13 protein-coding genes are annotated in these 13,558 nt (G+C 61.8%); 5 read left to right on the top strand and 8 right to left on the bottom strand.

The genetic code is table 11. The annotated features are described in order from the left end of the window. Positions 1-345: 345 nt before the first annotated feature. A complete protein-coding gene (ispH, locus tag PQQ95_RS15440) occupies positions 346-1,305 on the bottom strand; it encodes a 4-hydroxy-3-methylbut-2-enyl diphosphate reductase (RefSeq protein ID WP_408438252.1) in 960 nt (319 codons plus the stop codon). Between the two features lie 2 nt (positions 1,306-1,307). Further along, on the bottom strand, positions 1,308-1,763 hold the full coding sequence (locus PQQ95_RS15435; RefSeq protein WP_408438251.1) for an FKBP-type peptidyl-prolyl cis-trans isomerase: 456 nt from the start codon (positions 1,761-1,763) through the stop codon (positions 1,308-1,310). A 200-nt stretch (positions 1,764-1,963) separates the two neighbouring features. On the opposite strand from PQQ95_RS15435, the gene radC reads away from it, so the two are divergent. The 4 genes from radC to nadB all read left to right on the top strand — a co-directional run bounded on the left by radC (position 1,964) and on the right by nadB (position 5,329). Further along, positions 1,964-2,830, top strand: a complete 867-nt coding sequence (radC, locus tag PQQ95_RS15430) for a RadC family protein (RefSeq protein WP_408438455.1) — start codon at positions 1,964-1,966, stop codon at positions 2,828-2,830. Between the two features lie 251 nt (positions 2,831-3,081). Next, a complete protein-coding gene (gene rpmB, locus PQQ95_RS15425) occupies positions 3,082-3,315 on the top strand; it encodes a 50S ribosomal protein L28 (protein WP_007180631.1) in 234 nt (77 codons plus the stop codon). 10 nt (positions 3,316-3,325) lie between these two features. Next, positions 3,326-3,493, top strand: coding sequence for a 50S ribosomal protein L33 (rpmG, locus tag PQQ95_RS15420; protein ID WP_006050116.1), 168 nt, complete (start codon positions 3,326-3,328; stop codon positions 3,491-3,493). A 237-nt stretch (positions 3,494-3,730) separates the two neighbouring features. Then, on the top strand, positions 3,731-5,329 hold the full coding sequence (gene nadB, locus PQQ95_RS15415) for an L-aspartate oxidase (protein WP_408438454.1): 1,599 nt from the start codon (positions 3,731-3,733) through the stop codon (positions 5,327-5,329). Positions 5,330-5,453: 124 nt separating this feature from the next. Here the strand turns inward: nadB and nadC are convergent, their stop codons facing one another. The 6 genes from nadC to purN all read right to left on the bottom strand — a co-directional run bounded on the left by nadC (position 5,454) and on the right by purN (position 12,384). Further along, positions 5,454-6,365: a carboxylating nicotinate-nucleotide diphosphorylase gene (gene nadC / locus PQQ95_RS15410; RefSeq protein WP_408438250.1), complete on the bottom strand. Its 912-nt coding sequence runs from the start codon at positions 6,363-6,365 to the stop codon at positions 5,454-5,456. Continuing rightward, positions 6,365-7,504, bottom strand: coding sequence for a quinolinate synthase NadA (gene nadA / locus PQQ95_RS15405; protein ID WP_408438249.1), 1,140 nt, complete (start codon positions 7,502-7,504; stop codon positions 6,365-6,367). Before nadA ends, nadC begins: the two co-directional genes overlap by 1 nt. Before the next feature lie 143 nt (positions 7,505-7,647). Next, a complete protein-coding gene (locus tag PQQ95_RS15400) occupies positions 7,648-8,844 on the bottom strand; it encodes a DesA family fatty acid desaturase (RefSeq protein ID WP_408438248.1) in 1,197 nt (398 codons plus the stop codon). 202 nt (positions 8,845-9,046) lie between these two features. Further along, complete coding sequence (locus PQQ95_RS15395; protein WP_408438247.1) at positions 9,047-10,402, bottom strand: mechanosensitive ion channel family protein; 1,356 nt, start codon at positions 10,400-10,402, stop codon at positions 9,047-9,049. Positions 10,403-10,474: 72 nt separating this feature from the next. Further along, on the bottom strand, positions 10,475-11,734 hold the full coding sequence (locus PQQ95_RS15390) for an RsmB/NOP family class I SAM-dependent RNA methyltransferase (protein ID WP_408438246.1): 1,260 nt from the start codon (positions 11,732-11,734) through the stop codon (positions 10,475-10,477). Continuing rightward, complete coding sequence (purN, locus tag PQQ95_RS15385) at positions 11,731-12,384, bottom strand: phosphoribosylglycinamide formyltransferase (RefSeq protein ID WP_408438245.1); 654 nt, start codon at positions 12,382-12,384, stop codon at positions 11,731-11,733. The genes PQQ95_RS15390 and purN overlap by 4 nt, the downstream gene beginning before the upstream one ends. 118 nt (positions 12,385-12,502) lie before the next feature. On the opposite strand from purN, the gene PQQ95_RS15380 reads away from it, so the two are divergent. Then, positions 12,503-13,498, top strand: coding sequence for a bifunctional riboflavin kinase/FAD synthetase (locus PQQ95_RS15380; RefSeq protein ID WP_408438244.1), 996 nt, complete (start codon positions 12,503-12,505; stop codon positions 13,496-13,498). Positions 13,499-13,558 lie beyond the last annotated feature (60 nt).

Genomic DNA, 13,558 nt, shown 5'->3' with positions numbered 1-13,558 from the left:
ACCACCCCTGCGCCCAATGGCATCAAGTGTTGCAGGGATTTGGCCCGATCCCTGATTGCACCGTGGTTCGCGTTAGGTATTACGTTTCCGTTGATATCAAGATGCACGCACTATTTTAGTGCGTCAAAAATCGAGGCAGGGTGTTAGGCGCGACTAAAACGGGGCCGCATCATCGAAAAATCGATTAAAAACCCAATCACAATTCAAAAGAATTTGTGTGGAAGAGCACTTAAATGGGCACGTTCGCATGATCTGGCACCTTATTATTGACCGGCTCACGAATCTGCGGACGTAAAAAAAGCGCGCCCTTGGGCGCGCTTTTCTTTCAGAAACGTCGGCTGATTGTCAGGCAGGGAGGCCCAAGCCACGCGGCAGCGGAAACGCAATGTTTTCCTCGATGCCGTCAAGCGCGCGCACGTTGCGCACGCCGAGCTCACGCAAACGGCCGATCACCGCTTGCGCCAGCGCTTCCGGCGCCGAGGCGCCAGCCGTCACGCCGATCCGGCGCTTGCCTTCCACCCAGACCGGATCGATCTGGTCCGGCGAGTCCACCATATAGGAAGGCACACCGAGTTTTTCGGCCAGCTCGCGCAACCGGTTCGAATTCGAACTATTCGGGCTGCCAACCACGATCACAACGTCACATTGCGGCGCCATGAACTTGACCGCGTCCTGACGGTTTTGCGTGGCATAGCAGATGTCCTGCTTCTTCGGCTCGCGGATCGCCGGATATTTCGCCTTCAGGGCGCCGATGATCTCGGCTGCGTCGTCGACCGACAGGGTGGTTTGCGTAACGAACGCGATCCGGTCGGGGTCGGCCAGCTGCAACGCCTGCACGTCCTTGATGTCTTCCACGAGATGCATGCCTTCACCCGCCTGCCCCATCGTGCCCTCGACTTCAGGGTGGCCCTTGTGCCCGATCATCACGATATCGAAGCCGTCCTGACGCATCTTCGCGACTTCGATATGCACCTTGGTCACGAGCGGACAGGTCGCGTCGTACACTCGCAGGCCACGCGATTCGGCTTCAGAACGCACCGCTTTCGACACGCCGTGCGCGCTGAAAATGACCGTATTGCCGGCCGGCACTTCTTCCAGCTGCTCAATGAAGATTGCGCCCTTCTTGCGCAAATCCTCGACCACATAGGCGTTATGGACGATTTCATGGCGCACGTAAATCGGCGAGCCGTGCAGCTTGATGGCCCGTTCTACGATTTCAATGGCCCGATCGACGCCGGCGCAAAACCCACGCGGCTGCGCCAGCAGGATCTCGGCTTCGGCAAGAGTCGTATCCGTGATGCTCATGTTTACAGAATCCCGATGATTTTCACTTCAAACGCCAGCGCCTGGCCGGCAAGCGGATGGTTGAAATCGAACAACGCCGATGTCTCGCCAACTTCCTTCAGGACACCCGCGTAGCGGCCGCCACCCGGCGCGTTGAATTCGACCAGGTCACCCGGCGAAAAATCCTCGCCGATCATGCTGTTTTCGCGCAACGTGGCCAGCGAGACCCGCTGGATCAGTTCCGGATTGCGCGGACCGAACGCCTGCCCCGACGTTAGCCGAAAGGTCGAATGGTGGCCCACCTTCAAACCCAGCAAAATATCTTCTAGCGGCGGCGCCAGTTGACCCGCGCCGAGCAGCAGCGTGGCCGGCTTGTCGGTAAACGTATTGATGACTTCGGCGCCATCGGCAAGGGAAAGCCGGTAGTGAAGCGTCACGTGTGAACCGGGTTTCACTTCGGAAATGTCGATGATGCTCATGCAATGCTCGCTCGGTCGAAGCGCGCTGCACGCGTGCGCCGCGGGCGCAGCCAACGCGTGTGGCAAACCCTCGGGGTGCCGTGCGCAAAGCGTCTATTGTAAGCCACATAGCGGGCGGCGGCTTGGGTCCGTCGCGCGCATCGCGGCACGGCCACCCACCGCGAACCGCCACACACCCGAACTGGAGGATGCATATCTATATGGCCGACTATGCCTGCACGATAGACGAAGCGACACCCGAAACGGCCTTGCCGGAGCCTGCCGCGCCCGCCACGGCCGCCCCCGCCTCTGCGCCGCCGCGCGCTTGCGCCGCAGTTGGCCCTACCGCAGCCAATCCTGGCGTCAGCACCGCCGATGCCACCATGAACGAGGGCGCATCCCCCGCCCGGAAGCTTATACGCGGAAAATGGCGAAAAAACGACATGCCGCGCGAGCGGCTAATCGAAGCGGGTCCGGGCGCGCTGTCCGACACTGAAATGATCGTACTCGTGCTCGGCGCAGGGCTGCCCGGCCACGACGTGTTCAACATTGCGCGCACCCTGCTTGATCGCTTCGGCTCGCTGCGGGCCATGCTCGATGCAACTTACTCGGACTTCGACGGCCTGCACGGCATCGGGCCGGCGAAAAAAGCCCAGTTGATCGCGATCATGGAAATGGCTCGGCGTTCGCTGGTCGATAAACTGCATGACCGCTCGTTAATAAACTCGCCTGAAGCCGTGCAAGACTATCTGCGCCTTCGCATCGGCGGAAGCCCTAACGAAGTCTTCGTGTCGCTCTTTCTCGACGCCCGCCACCGGCTGATCCGCTGCGAGGAGAGCGCACGGGGCACGCTCACGCGCATGGCGGTCTATCCGCGCGAAATCGTGCGGCGAGCGTTGAGCCTGAATGCGGCCAGCCTGATCGTCGCGCATAATCACCCTTCCGGCGCCGTCCAGCCGAGCGCGAGCGACTGCCGGCTAACGCATACACTGCGCGAAGCGCTTGCGCTGATCGACGTGCAATTGATCGATCATCTGGTGATCGGCGCGGATCGCACGTACTCCTTTGCCCGCGCCGGCTGGCCCTGACACGGCGCCAACCAGGGTCGCGGCAACGTCGCGACGAGTTCGGCATCGCAAATAAGGTTTGATTTTGCGGCTTTTTTTCTGCTAGAATTCCGGTTTGCCTATTTCCAACCCCCTGTTCCGAAGCCACCAAGGCGTTCCGGAAAGGAAACGTGCCTTGAGTTTCATTGGTTTCAATAAACTCTCAAGCGCGGCTCTTTTCGGGAAACTTTCACGGCGTTCGAACTCAGAATTAGCGTATTAGGAGTGCTCTCATGGCACGCGTATGCCAAGTAACTGGGAAAGCGCCGATGAGCGGCAACAACGTTTCCCACGCGAACAACAAAACCAAGCGCCGGTTCCTGCCGAACCTGCAAAACCGCCGTATTTGGGTGGAAAGCGAAAACCGTTGGGTGCGTCTGCGCGTTTCGAACGCCGGCCTGCGCCTGATCGACAAGAACGGTATCGACGCTGTGCTCGCAGATCTGCGCGCACGCGGTGAAGCCTAAGGAGTAAATCATGGCGAAAGGCGCACGCGACAAGATCAAGTTGGAATCGACCGCAGGCACGGGTCACTTCTACACGACGACGAAGAACAAACGCAACATGCCGGAAAAGATGCTGATCAAGAAATTTGATCCGGTCGTCCGTAAGCACGTTGACTATAAGGAAACCAAGATTAAATAAATCTTGGCTCCTGCCTGACGAAGGCAAAAAGATCTGCAAAAAAGCCTCGCATTCGTGCGAGGCTTTTTTGTTTTCAACGTTCCAATATCGCGCTGATTAGCTGTCCTTCGCCTGCCAGGGCCGTCTTATCCCGTTCGGCCAGCTTTCCCTCATTCGTCACGACGCGTATCCTTTCTCGTTTTAGCGGCATGCACACAGCATGGCGTCATGGCAAAACGAAAGACGGAGATGCAGGCGATGGAATTCGATGTAGCAATTGTCGGTAGCGGTCTGGCAGGTTTGAGCGTCGCGCTCAATCTCGCGGAGACCCGGCGGGTTGCAGTGGTCGCCAAGCGATCGATGACTGAAGGTGCGAGCGATTGGGCACAAGGCGGGATCGCCGCGGTACTGGACTCGGCGGACAGCATCGAAAACCACGTGCGCGACACACTCATCGCCGGGGGTGGTCTGTGCGACGAGGCGGCGACACGCTTTATCGTCGAACATGGGCGTGCCGCGATCGAATGGCTGATCGAGCAAGGCGTGCCGTTCACCAAAGACGACGCAGCCGAACTCGGCTTTCATCTGACGCGCGAAGGCGGCCATAGCCATCGCCGGATCATTCATGCTGCGGATGCAACAGGGCATGCAGTGGTCGCCACGCTCAGCGAACGGGTACGCCGTCATCCGAACATCACCCTGCTCGAAGATCACTACGCGATCGACCTGATCACTTCGGACCGTCTAGGTCTGCCAGGGCGCCGCTGCCACGGTTTGTATGCACTCGATCTGCAAAGCGGCCGCACTGTGACAATCGAAGCGCCGCATACCGTGCTCGCCACCGGCGGCGCCGGCAAGGTCTATCTGTACACCACCAATCCCGACACCGCGACCGGCGACGGCATCGCGATGGCCTGGCGCGCGGGCTGTCGCGTGTCGAACATGGAATTCATCCAGTTCCATCCGACCTGCCTGTTCCATCCGTATGCGAAGTCGTTCCTGATCTCGGAAGCCGTGCGCGGCGAAGGCGGCCTTCTGAAGTTGCCGGACGGCACGCGCTTCATGCCGAACCACGACGAACGCGCCGAACTCGCGCCGCGCGACATCGTCGCGCGTGCGATCGACTTCGAGATCAAGAAGCGCGGCATCGACTGCGTCTATCTCGACATCAGCCATCAGCCGCCTGAATTCCTGCGCGAACACTTCCCGACCATTCTGGCCCGCTGCCTCGAATTCGGCATCGACATCACCAAAGAGCCCATTCCGGTTGTGCCTGCCGCGCACTACACGTGCGGCGGCGTCGTAACGGACCTGTCTGGCCGGACCGATCTCGCGGGACTCTATGCGGTCGGCGAGACATCATGCACCGGTCTGCACGGCGCAAACCGGCTTGCCAGCAATTCCCTGCTCGAGTGTCTCGTGATCGGACGCTCCGCCGCGCAGGCCATCGAGCAGGAGGGCTTCAGCGCCGCCGTCCATGCCCCGCTGCCGGATTGGGACGAAAGCCGCGTGTCCGATCCGGACGAAGAAGTGGTGGTCGCGCACAACTGGGATGAACTGCGCCGCCTGATGTGGAATTACGTCGGCATTGTGCGTACGGACAAGCGGCTCATGCGAGCCAAGCATCGGCTCGCCCTGCTGCGCGACGAGATCCACGAGTACTACGCGAATTTCAAGGTGAGCCGCGATTTGCTTGAACTGCGCAACCTGGTCGACGTGGCGTCGTTGATCGTTGAAGGCGCTCGCTCACGGCGTGAAAGCCGCGGCCTGCATTTCAGCCGCGATTGGCCGGCTACGCTGCCAAAAGCGCTACCCACGGTGTTGTCGCCTGAGCACGTGCGTAACCGCAACGTGTGATTCCTCAAGCTGAAATGAAAAGGGCATCGCCGAAGAACCGGTGATGCCCTTTCACTGATTGCGAAAGCTGACGCTTAAACGCGCAAAGATCGCCGCGTTGGCGCTGTATCTTGCGTCCAACAGCTCAGACAATCCGCATCGAGTAATCCGTTGCGCGCACGTCTTTGGTCAGCGCACCGATCGACACGCGATCGACGCCCGTTTCAGCGATGGTCCGCACCGTCTCGAAGTTCACGCCGCCCGACACCTCCAGCACCGCCCGTCCTGCCGTGACACGCACTGCGTCACGCATCGCGTCGAACGAGAAGTTGTCCAGCAGAATGGATTGCGCGCGATGCGCCAATGCGGTCTCCAATTGCGCGAGCGTTTCGACTTCGATCTGGATCGACACGCCTGCATTCAATGCGAGCGCCGCATCCATTGCAGCACCGACACCGCCCGCCGCGGCGATGTGGTTTTCCTTGATCAGAATGCCGTCGTACAAAGCGAGCCGCTGATTCGCCCCGCCGCCCACGCGCACTGCGTATTTCTGCGCGAGCCGCAAGCCCGGCAAGGTCTTACGCGTATCGAGGATGCGCGTTTGGGTGTGAGCGATTGCATCGACATAGCGACGCGTTGCGCTCGCCACGCCCGACAGCAGTTGCAGGAAATTCAGCGCGTTGCGTTCAGCAGTCAACAGCGCACGGACAGGGCCGCGCAACTCGCAGACCGGCGTATCCGCTGCCATCCGATCGCCTTCGCGATAACGCCACTGCACGTCGATACGCGGATCGACCTGGCGCATTACGGCGTCGAACCAGGGCACGCCGCACAGCACAGCATCTTCGCGCACGATGATACGTGCATCGCGCACGTCATCCGCGGGGACAAGACGGCCAGTCTGATCGCCTGCGCCAACGTCTTCGGCTAGCGCGTCGGCGACGTTGCGCGCCAACGCTGCATCCAATGCCGCGCCATATTGCGCATGAATCTCTGCGAACAGCGGCGACACCGCCTCGACCTGAGTACGCTTAACTGCCCCTTCAACCGCCCCCATTACGCTGCTCCCACGTTCGAATACAGCTGCGCGTCGCGCGCGAGATCGCCGCTGGCTTGCACGCGCTTCTTGTGACGCGCCGCGAAGTCGAGCATCCGGTCAATCGGCAGACGCGCCCGCTCACCAATCGCTCGATCGACGAAGATTTCGTTATGACCACGTTCAAGCACGTCGGCCAGATTGGTAAGGCCGTTCATCGCCATCCACGGGCAATGCGCGCAGCTCTTGCAGGTCGCGCTATTGCCGGCCGTGGGCGCGGCGATCAACGTCTTGCCCGGCGCCGCGAGCTGCATCTTGTGCAGAATACCGAGATCGGTCGCCACGATGAAATGCGTCGCGTCGAGTTTTTGTGCGGCGTCGATCAACTGCGTTGTCGAACCCACCACGTCCGCTTGCTCGACCACGTTAGCCGGCGACTCGGGATGCACCAGTACTTTCGCGCCCGGATACTCGGCGCGCAGCAGATCGAGTTCGATCCCCTTGAATTCATCGTGCACGAGGCACGAGCCCTGCCACAGCAGCATGTCTGCGCCAGTCTTGCTCTGAATATAGCTGCCGAGGTGCCGATCCGGCGCCCAGATGATCTTTTCGCCACGTGCATGCAGATCGGCAACGATCTCCAGCCCGATCGACGACGTCACCATCCAGTCCGCGCGAGCCTTGACGGCCGCGCTGGTGTTCGCATATACGACCACCGTACGATCCGGGTGTGCATCGCAGAAAGCCGAGAACTCATCGACTGGGCAGCCGAGGTCGAGCGAACAGGTCGCGTCGAGATCGGGCATCAGAATGCGCTTGTCCGGACTCAGGATTTTCGCGGTCTCACCCATGAAACGCACGCCCGCCACCACCAGCGTTTGCGCCTCGTGATCGCGGCCGAAACGCGCCATTTCCAGCGAGTCGGCCACGCAACCGCCGGTTTCGTCGGCGAGTTCCTGCAGTTCGGCATCGACATAATAGTGCGCGACGAGCACAGCCTTCTCGCGCTTGAGCAATGCGCGGATGCGCTCCTTCAACGCCACCCTTTGTTCCGCCGACGGCACGTCGGGCACCTTCGCCCACGCCTGCCCGATCCCGCAGGTCGTGCCCTGCGCCTGTGGCCGGTCATATTCGACGGTCCTGATCGCCTGCTGATCCATTGATCTCCTCTGCCTTCGCTCTGCCGCCGCGGACTGTCAATCGCGTGTCGTTGAAATTGCCGCGGCCCAAAAAGCAAAACCCCGCCAACGCGGGGTTTTGTGACGTAACGAAATTTTAATGGATTTCGCGCTCAGGCAGGCGATCAAGCATAACGGCGCAAGCGCATCGCAAAGTCTTGCAGTGCTTTAATGCCGCTCTGCTCCGCCCGATGACACCAGTCTTGCAACTGAACCAGCAATTGATCGCGCGATGCGTTCGAGCGCTCCCACATCGCCGCCAGTTCATTGCGCATGTCAATGTAGGTCTTGAGCTTCTGGCTGTTCGCGAAGATTTGCGGCAACTGACGCTTCTGCGGCTCATCGAGACCCGCTTCTTCCTTGTGGAACCAGCTACGCGCACCGCGCATTACCTGATACTTCTCGCGCGCGCCCACTTCCTTCAGATGCGCCAGCTCCTGGCGATATGCGCGCTTGAGCGCCTTGCCGTAACGCGCCATCACTTCATAGCGATTTGCCAGCACGGCTTGCAGCGTGTCCTGATCGAGAACCAGCTTGCCGGTAGTCAAACGCGGCGTAGGTGCGACCTTCTTCACCTTGGCCAGACGGAACGCCGACATGATGCGGATGTACATCCAGCCGATGTCGAACTCGTACCACTTGTTCGACAGCTTGGCCGACGTCGCATACGTGTGGTGATTGTTATGCAGCTCTTCACCGCCGATGATGATGCCCCACGGGAAGATGTTGGTGCTGGCATCCGACGAGTTGAAGTTGCGGTAGCCCCACCAGTGCGCGAGACCGTTCACCACGCCAGCCGCCCAGAACGGGATCCATACCATCTGCACCGCCCAGATGGTCAGGCCGACGACGCCGAACAGCGCGACGTTCAGCACCATCATCAGGCTCACGCCGAGGATCGGGTACTTGGTGTAGACGTTGCGTTCCATCCAGTCATTCGGCGTACCGTGACTGAATTTGCGCATCGTTTCTTCATTCTTGGCTTCGGAACGGTACAGTTCCGCGCCTTCGAGCAGCACCTTCCAGATGCCGCGCGTTTGCGGGCTGTGCGGATCTTCTTCGGTTTCGCACTTGGCGTGGTGCTTACGGTGAATCGCGGCCCATTGGCCGGTCAGCATGCCGGTGGTCATCCACAGCCAGAAGCGGAAAAAATGACTGACGACCGGATGCAACTCCAGCGCGCGGTGCGCCTGGCAGCGATGCAGATAGACCGTCACGCCAATGATCGTGATGTGTGTCGCGATCAGTGTGTACAGCACAAGTTGCCACCACGAGAAGTGCAGCAGACCGTGAGCAAGGAAATCGAGCAAGGAATTCAACAAGGCAATTTACCTGTGGAACAAGAGACGCCAGACACGCACGAAATGCACGTGTCAAGAAAGTGAAAGCATACAGCGGGATTGGACGATATTCTACTTGAAGCGTTCCAAGTGTTTGTAACAAATAGAGATTTTTTGTGCAGCATCAAACGGATGGAGCGCGCCGAAGGTCTTTTTCACACCTGCCGGCGGTTCAAAGCGCCCGTCAATGGGCCCTGTCAGCCTGATTGGCGGCGGGAGCGGTCATTGTTACCGCTTGCGGCATCGCGTCGCTGATGTTGCCGACGATTCGCACTTCGCGTTGCGCGAAAGGAATCGAGATGTCGTGCTCGGAGAACAGACGCCAGATGTTGCGATTGACGGCCGAGCGCACGCCTGACGTACCGGTCGCCGCGTCTTCGATCCAGAAACCCAGTTCAAGATTGATGCCGTCGGAGCCAAAGCTCGCCAGATAGGCCGTAGGCGCCGGCTCCTGCAACACCCGCGGGACGCCCTGCGCGGCTTCGGCCAGCAGCGTCATTGCCTGCTCGACGTTGGAGGCGTAGGCGACCTGCACGGCCACCTTGGCATAGCCGCGCGTCAGATAGGACGACTGGTTCTGCACCACGTCCGTAATCAGCTTTTCGTTCGGAATCAGTGTTTCGATGCCGTCCAGCCCGCGCACCACCGTATAACGCGTGCGGATCTGCGTAACCATGCCCTGCAAGCCGCTGACGTTGATCGTGTCGCCGATGCGCAGCGAGCGGTCGATCAGGATAATGAAGCCTGAGACGTAGTTGCTGGCGATCTTCTGCAAGCCGAACCCGAGCCCCACACCCAGCGCGCCGCCGAACACGCCGAGCACCGTGATGTCGATACCGACCAGCGACAGGCTGATCAACACCGCCGCCAGCACGAACGCAGCGCGGCCGACCCGCGCCACCACGACTTTGAGGTTGGCGTCGAGCGTCCTGGAGCGCATCAGGCGCTCCTCGAACGTAGCGCCGAGCCACATCGCGACGATCATCGTCACGCACACCCACAGGAGCCCCGTGGTGAGCGAAAGCAGCGTCATGTGGGCATTCGCGACCCTGAAGCGCACGCTGCCCATCCAGGCGATCACGTCGTCCTGAATGCCCATCACCGTGAGCACCATGCCGATCCAGACCACCAGCGAAACGATTTTCTCGACCAGGAACAGCCACGGATGATTCGCGCCGTCCTGACTGAAAACCCGCCGCGCGAAGAAAAACACGATGTAAATCAGGCCGATACCAAACAGCGGCACCAGCGCCAGATCGAGCAGCGCGGTATGCATGAACTGGCCGGTGACCGCCTGCGCGAGCCACACGAGCACCGCCCCAATCAGCGGAAAAAACGCGCGATTCAGGCTTTCCGCGCCGAAGCGCAGGGTCTGGTACCGGGTCTGGCGCCGCAGATCGAGCGTGCGGCGCAACAGGCGCGCGAGCAGCCACGCGACGGCGAGCGTCCCCAGCAGCACGCCGACCTGCCACAGCATCACCGGCTGGCCGAAGTCACGCGCGAGGTCGCCAAACATATGAGGAAAAATGCGGTTTTGCATGATGTCGCCGAAATCGCCGGCACCGCGGGTTCAGGAAAGGAACTCGCTGCGCCGGCTGATAAGCCGGTGCGTTTAGCTTTGACGTTCCAGCACGGCTGCGAAGAAGCCGTCCGTGGCGTGGCGATGCGGCCACAGCGACAGGTAATCGCCCATTTCCAGCTCGATACGCTGCTCGGCGAGCACATCGCGCGCCGGCACCAAGGCGAAGTCCGGATGGTCCGCGAGGAACTGCTGCACGATCGCTTCGTTTTCCTCTTCCAGAATCGAGCAGGTTGCGTAGACGAGACGGCCGCCCTTCTTCACCAGACGCGAGGCGCTGGCGAGAATCGACGCCTGCTTGGGCGCAAGTTCGGCGACCGATTCCGGTGACTGGCGCCACTTCAGGTCCGGATTACGGCGCAGCGTGCCCAGCCCGCTGCACGGCGCATCGACCAGCACGCGGTCGATCTTGCCGGCCAGACGCTTGATCTTCGCATCGTGTTCGCTGTCGATCAGTACCGGATTCACGTTCGACAGCCCGCTGCGCGCGAGGCGCGGCTTCAGCTTGGCCAAACGCCGCTCAGAGACGTCGAAGGCGTACAGACGCCCGGTGGAGCGCATCGCCGCGCCCAGCGCCAGCGTCTTGCCGCCCGCGCCCGCGCAGAAGTCGACGATCATTTCGCCGCGCTTGGGCGCGACCAGCGAACACAGCAACTGGCTGCCTTCGTCCTGGACTTCGACCCAACCGTGCTGGAATGCGTCCAGCTTGGTGAGCGGCGGCTTGCCGACCACCCGCACGCCGAACGGCGCAAACGGCGTTGCGCCGCCTTCGATACCGGCCTTCGACAGCGCGTTCAGCACGTCGTCGCGGCTTGCCTTGATCGGGTTCGCGCGCAGGTCCAGCGGCGCCGGATAGTTCAGCGCGGCGGCCAATTGCGCCAGTTCCTCGGGCTCGAAACGCTTGCTCAGCGCCTGATAGATCCAGTCGGGCAGATTCAGGCGAATTCGCAGCGGCAGGCTTTCGGGATCGATCTTCGCGACGTGTTCGAGCCAGTGCGACTCGGTCTCCGACACGAACGGCTTGAGGGCCGTACGCCCGGCCGTTTGCATCAGACCCAGCAAGGCCATCCGGCGCGCCGGGCTGCCCGCGCCGCCTTCGGCCAGATGGGCGAATTCCATCCGGCGGCGCAGTACGGCAAAGACCGCCTCGGCGATCACGCCGCGCTCGCCGTGCCCGAGCTTCGGATGCGCGCGGAAAAAACGGCTCGTCGTGGCGTCGGCCGGGCCGTTCAGCTTCAGGACCTCAGCCAGCAAAGTCTCGGTTTGTCCAATCAAAAAACCATGTAATCTCATGCGCCCTCTCCGGCGGTGTGACCGGCAAAGAGCCATTGCGGCTCCGGCGGCGTAAGCGTGACACGCAAGCCGTCGAGAGCAAGACGCCCTTCGACGAACCAGCGCACCGCGCGTGGATAAATAATGTGTTCGGTTGCCAGCACGCGTTCGGCGAGCGTGGCGGGGGTGTCACCAGCCTCCACGGGGACGGCCGCCTGCGCGACGATCGGCCCGTGATCCAGCTGCGACGTGACAAAATGCACCGACGCGCCGTGCAGCCGCACGCCGGCGTCGAGTGCCTGTTGATGGGTTTTCAGGCCCGGAAAGCTCGGCAGCAGCGACGGATGCACGTTCAGCATGCGCCCGGCGTAGTGGTCGACGAAACCGGCGGTGAGCACCCGCATGAAGCCGGCGAGCACGACGAGATCAGGCGTAAAGCTGTCGATTTCTTGCACCAGCGCGGCGTCGAAGCTGTCGCGATCGGGAAACTGGCGGTGGTCCACCACCGCCGTGGCAATGCCGTGCGACGCCGCGAACGCAAGGCCCGCAGCGTCAGGACGGTTGGCAATCACGGCAGCGACTTGCGCCGCCCAGCCCTCGTCCGCGCAGGCGCGAATGATAGCTTCCATATTGCTTCCCCGTCCGGAAATCAGGATGACGAGTTTTTTCATCCGCGGATTTTATCATTCGGGGGACACTGAAACGGCGACGTGCCGCCGTCTCGTGCGCTGAGCGTTTATAATCGTTTGTTTTGCGGCACCCCGGCCGCCCTACCTCAAACCCGCTATCGTGAGAGTCTTCCGCGGTCTTCCCAATGCCGAAAGCCGTGCGCCCTGCGCACTGACCATCGGCAACTTCGACGGTGTCCACCGCGGTCATCAGGCTTTGCTCGCCCACGTCCGGGCCGCTGCCGATGCACGCGGCCTGCCCGTCTGCGTGATGACCTTCGAGCCGCACCCGCGCGAGTTCTTCAATCCCGCCGGCGCGCCGCCGCGAATCGCCATGCTGCGCGACAAGCTCGAGGCGCTGCGCACCAACGGCGTCGACCGGGTCGTGGTCGAGCATTTCAACCACACCTTCGCGAGCCAGTCGCCGGATGCGTTTGTCGAGCGGATCATCGTCAATGGGCTGCATGCCCGCTGGGTAATGATCGGCGACGATTTCCGCTACGGCGCGAAGCGCGCGGGCGATTTCGCCTCACTCAAGGCCGCCGGCCAGCAGTACGGTTTCGAAGTCGAGCAGATGGCCACCGTGGCGGACCCGTCCGGCGCGCGCATTTCCAGCTCGGGCGTGCGCGCCGCGCTGGTGGCGGGCGATCTCGACTCGGCGCGTGCCGCGCTGGGCCGCGACTACCTGATCAGCGGCCACGTCGTGCATGGCATGAAGCTTGGCCGCGACCTCGGTTTCCCCACGCTCAATCTGCCGATCGCGCACAAGCGCCCGGCGCTGGCGGGCATTTTCGTGGTGCGCGTGCACGGCGTGGCGGACGAACCGTTGCCCGGCGTCGCCAGCCTCGGCCTGCGCCCCACCGTCGACGATTCCGGCCGTGTGCTGCTCGAAGTGCACCTGCTCGACTGGCACGGCGATGCGTACGGCAAGCTGGTGCGTGTCGAATTCCTCAAAAAGCTGCGCGACGAGGAAAAGTACGTCGACCTCGAAACGCTGACCGCCGCCATCGCGCGCGACGTCGCCAATGCGCGCGCGTGGTTCGCGGCTGTCGGCGCCGGCACGCCGGGCAGCCGTTCCACCGGTTTCGCCACCTCGGCCACCGACCGAATTAGATAGCCGCCGCGGTACATGCGAGCACGTTGAGTGCCGCATGTACCCACTGCTGCGCGCATCGAA

The sequence above is a fragment of the Paraburkholderia caffeinilytica genome, from assembly GCF_046030355.1.
In the GTDB taxonomy this organism is placed as follows: Bacteria; Pseudomonadota; Gammaproteobacteria; order Burkholderiales; family Burkholderiaceae; genus Paraburkholderia; species Paraburkholderia caffeinilytica_B.
This window is presented reverse-complemented; position numbering and strand designations above follow the sequence as displayed.

Bases quoted from the DNA above. Each gene is read 5' to 3' on its own strand.
- ispH (WP_408438252.1), bottom strand. From the start codon at position 1,305: ATGAGCATCACGGATACGACTCTTGCCGAAGCCGAGATCCTGCTGGCG.
- PQQ95_RS15435 (WP_408438251.1), bottom strand. From the start codon at position 1,763: ATGAGCATCATCGACATTTCCGAAGTGAAACCCGGTTCACACGTGACG.
- radC (WP_408438455.1), top strand. From the start codon at position 1,964: ATGGCCGACTATGCCTGCACGATAGACGAAGCGACACCCGAAACGGCC.
- rpmB (WP_007180631.1), top strand. From the start codon at position 3,082: ATGGCACGCGTATGCCAAGTAACTGGGAAAGCGCCGATGAGCGGCAAC.
- rpmG (WP_006050116.1), top strand. From the start codon at position 3,326: ATGGCGAAAGGCGCACGCGACAAGATCAAGTTGGAATCGACCGCAGGC.
- nadB (WP_408438454.1), top strand. From the start codon at position 3,731: ATGGAATTCGATGTAGCAATTGTCGGTAGCGGTCTGGCAGGTTTGAGC.
- nadC (WP_408438250.1), bottom strand. From the start codon at position 6,365: ATGGGGGCGGTTGAAGGGGCAGTTAAGCGTACTCAGGTCGAGGCGGTG.
- nadA (WP_408438249.1), bottom strand. From the start codon at position 7,504: ATGGATCAGCAGGCGATCAGGACCGTCGAATATGACCGGCCACAGGCG.
- PQQ95_RS15395 (WP_408438247.1), bottom strand. From the start codon at position 10,402: ATGCAAAACCGCATTTTTCCTCATATGTTTGGCGACCTCGCGCGTGAC.
- PQQ95_RS15390 (WP_408438246.1), bottom strand. From the start codon at position 11,734: ATGAGATTACATGGTTTTTTGATTGGACAAACCGAGACTTTGCTGGCT.
- purN (WP_408438245.1), bottom strand. From the start codon at position 12,384: ATGAAAAAACTCGTCATCCTGATTTCCGGACGGGGAAGCAATATGGAA.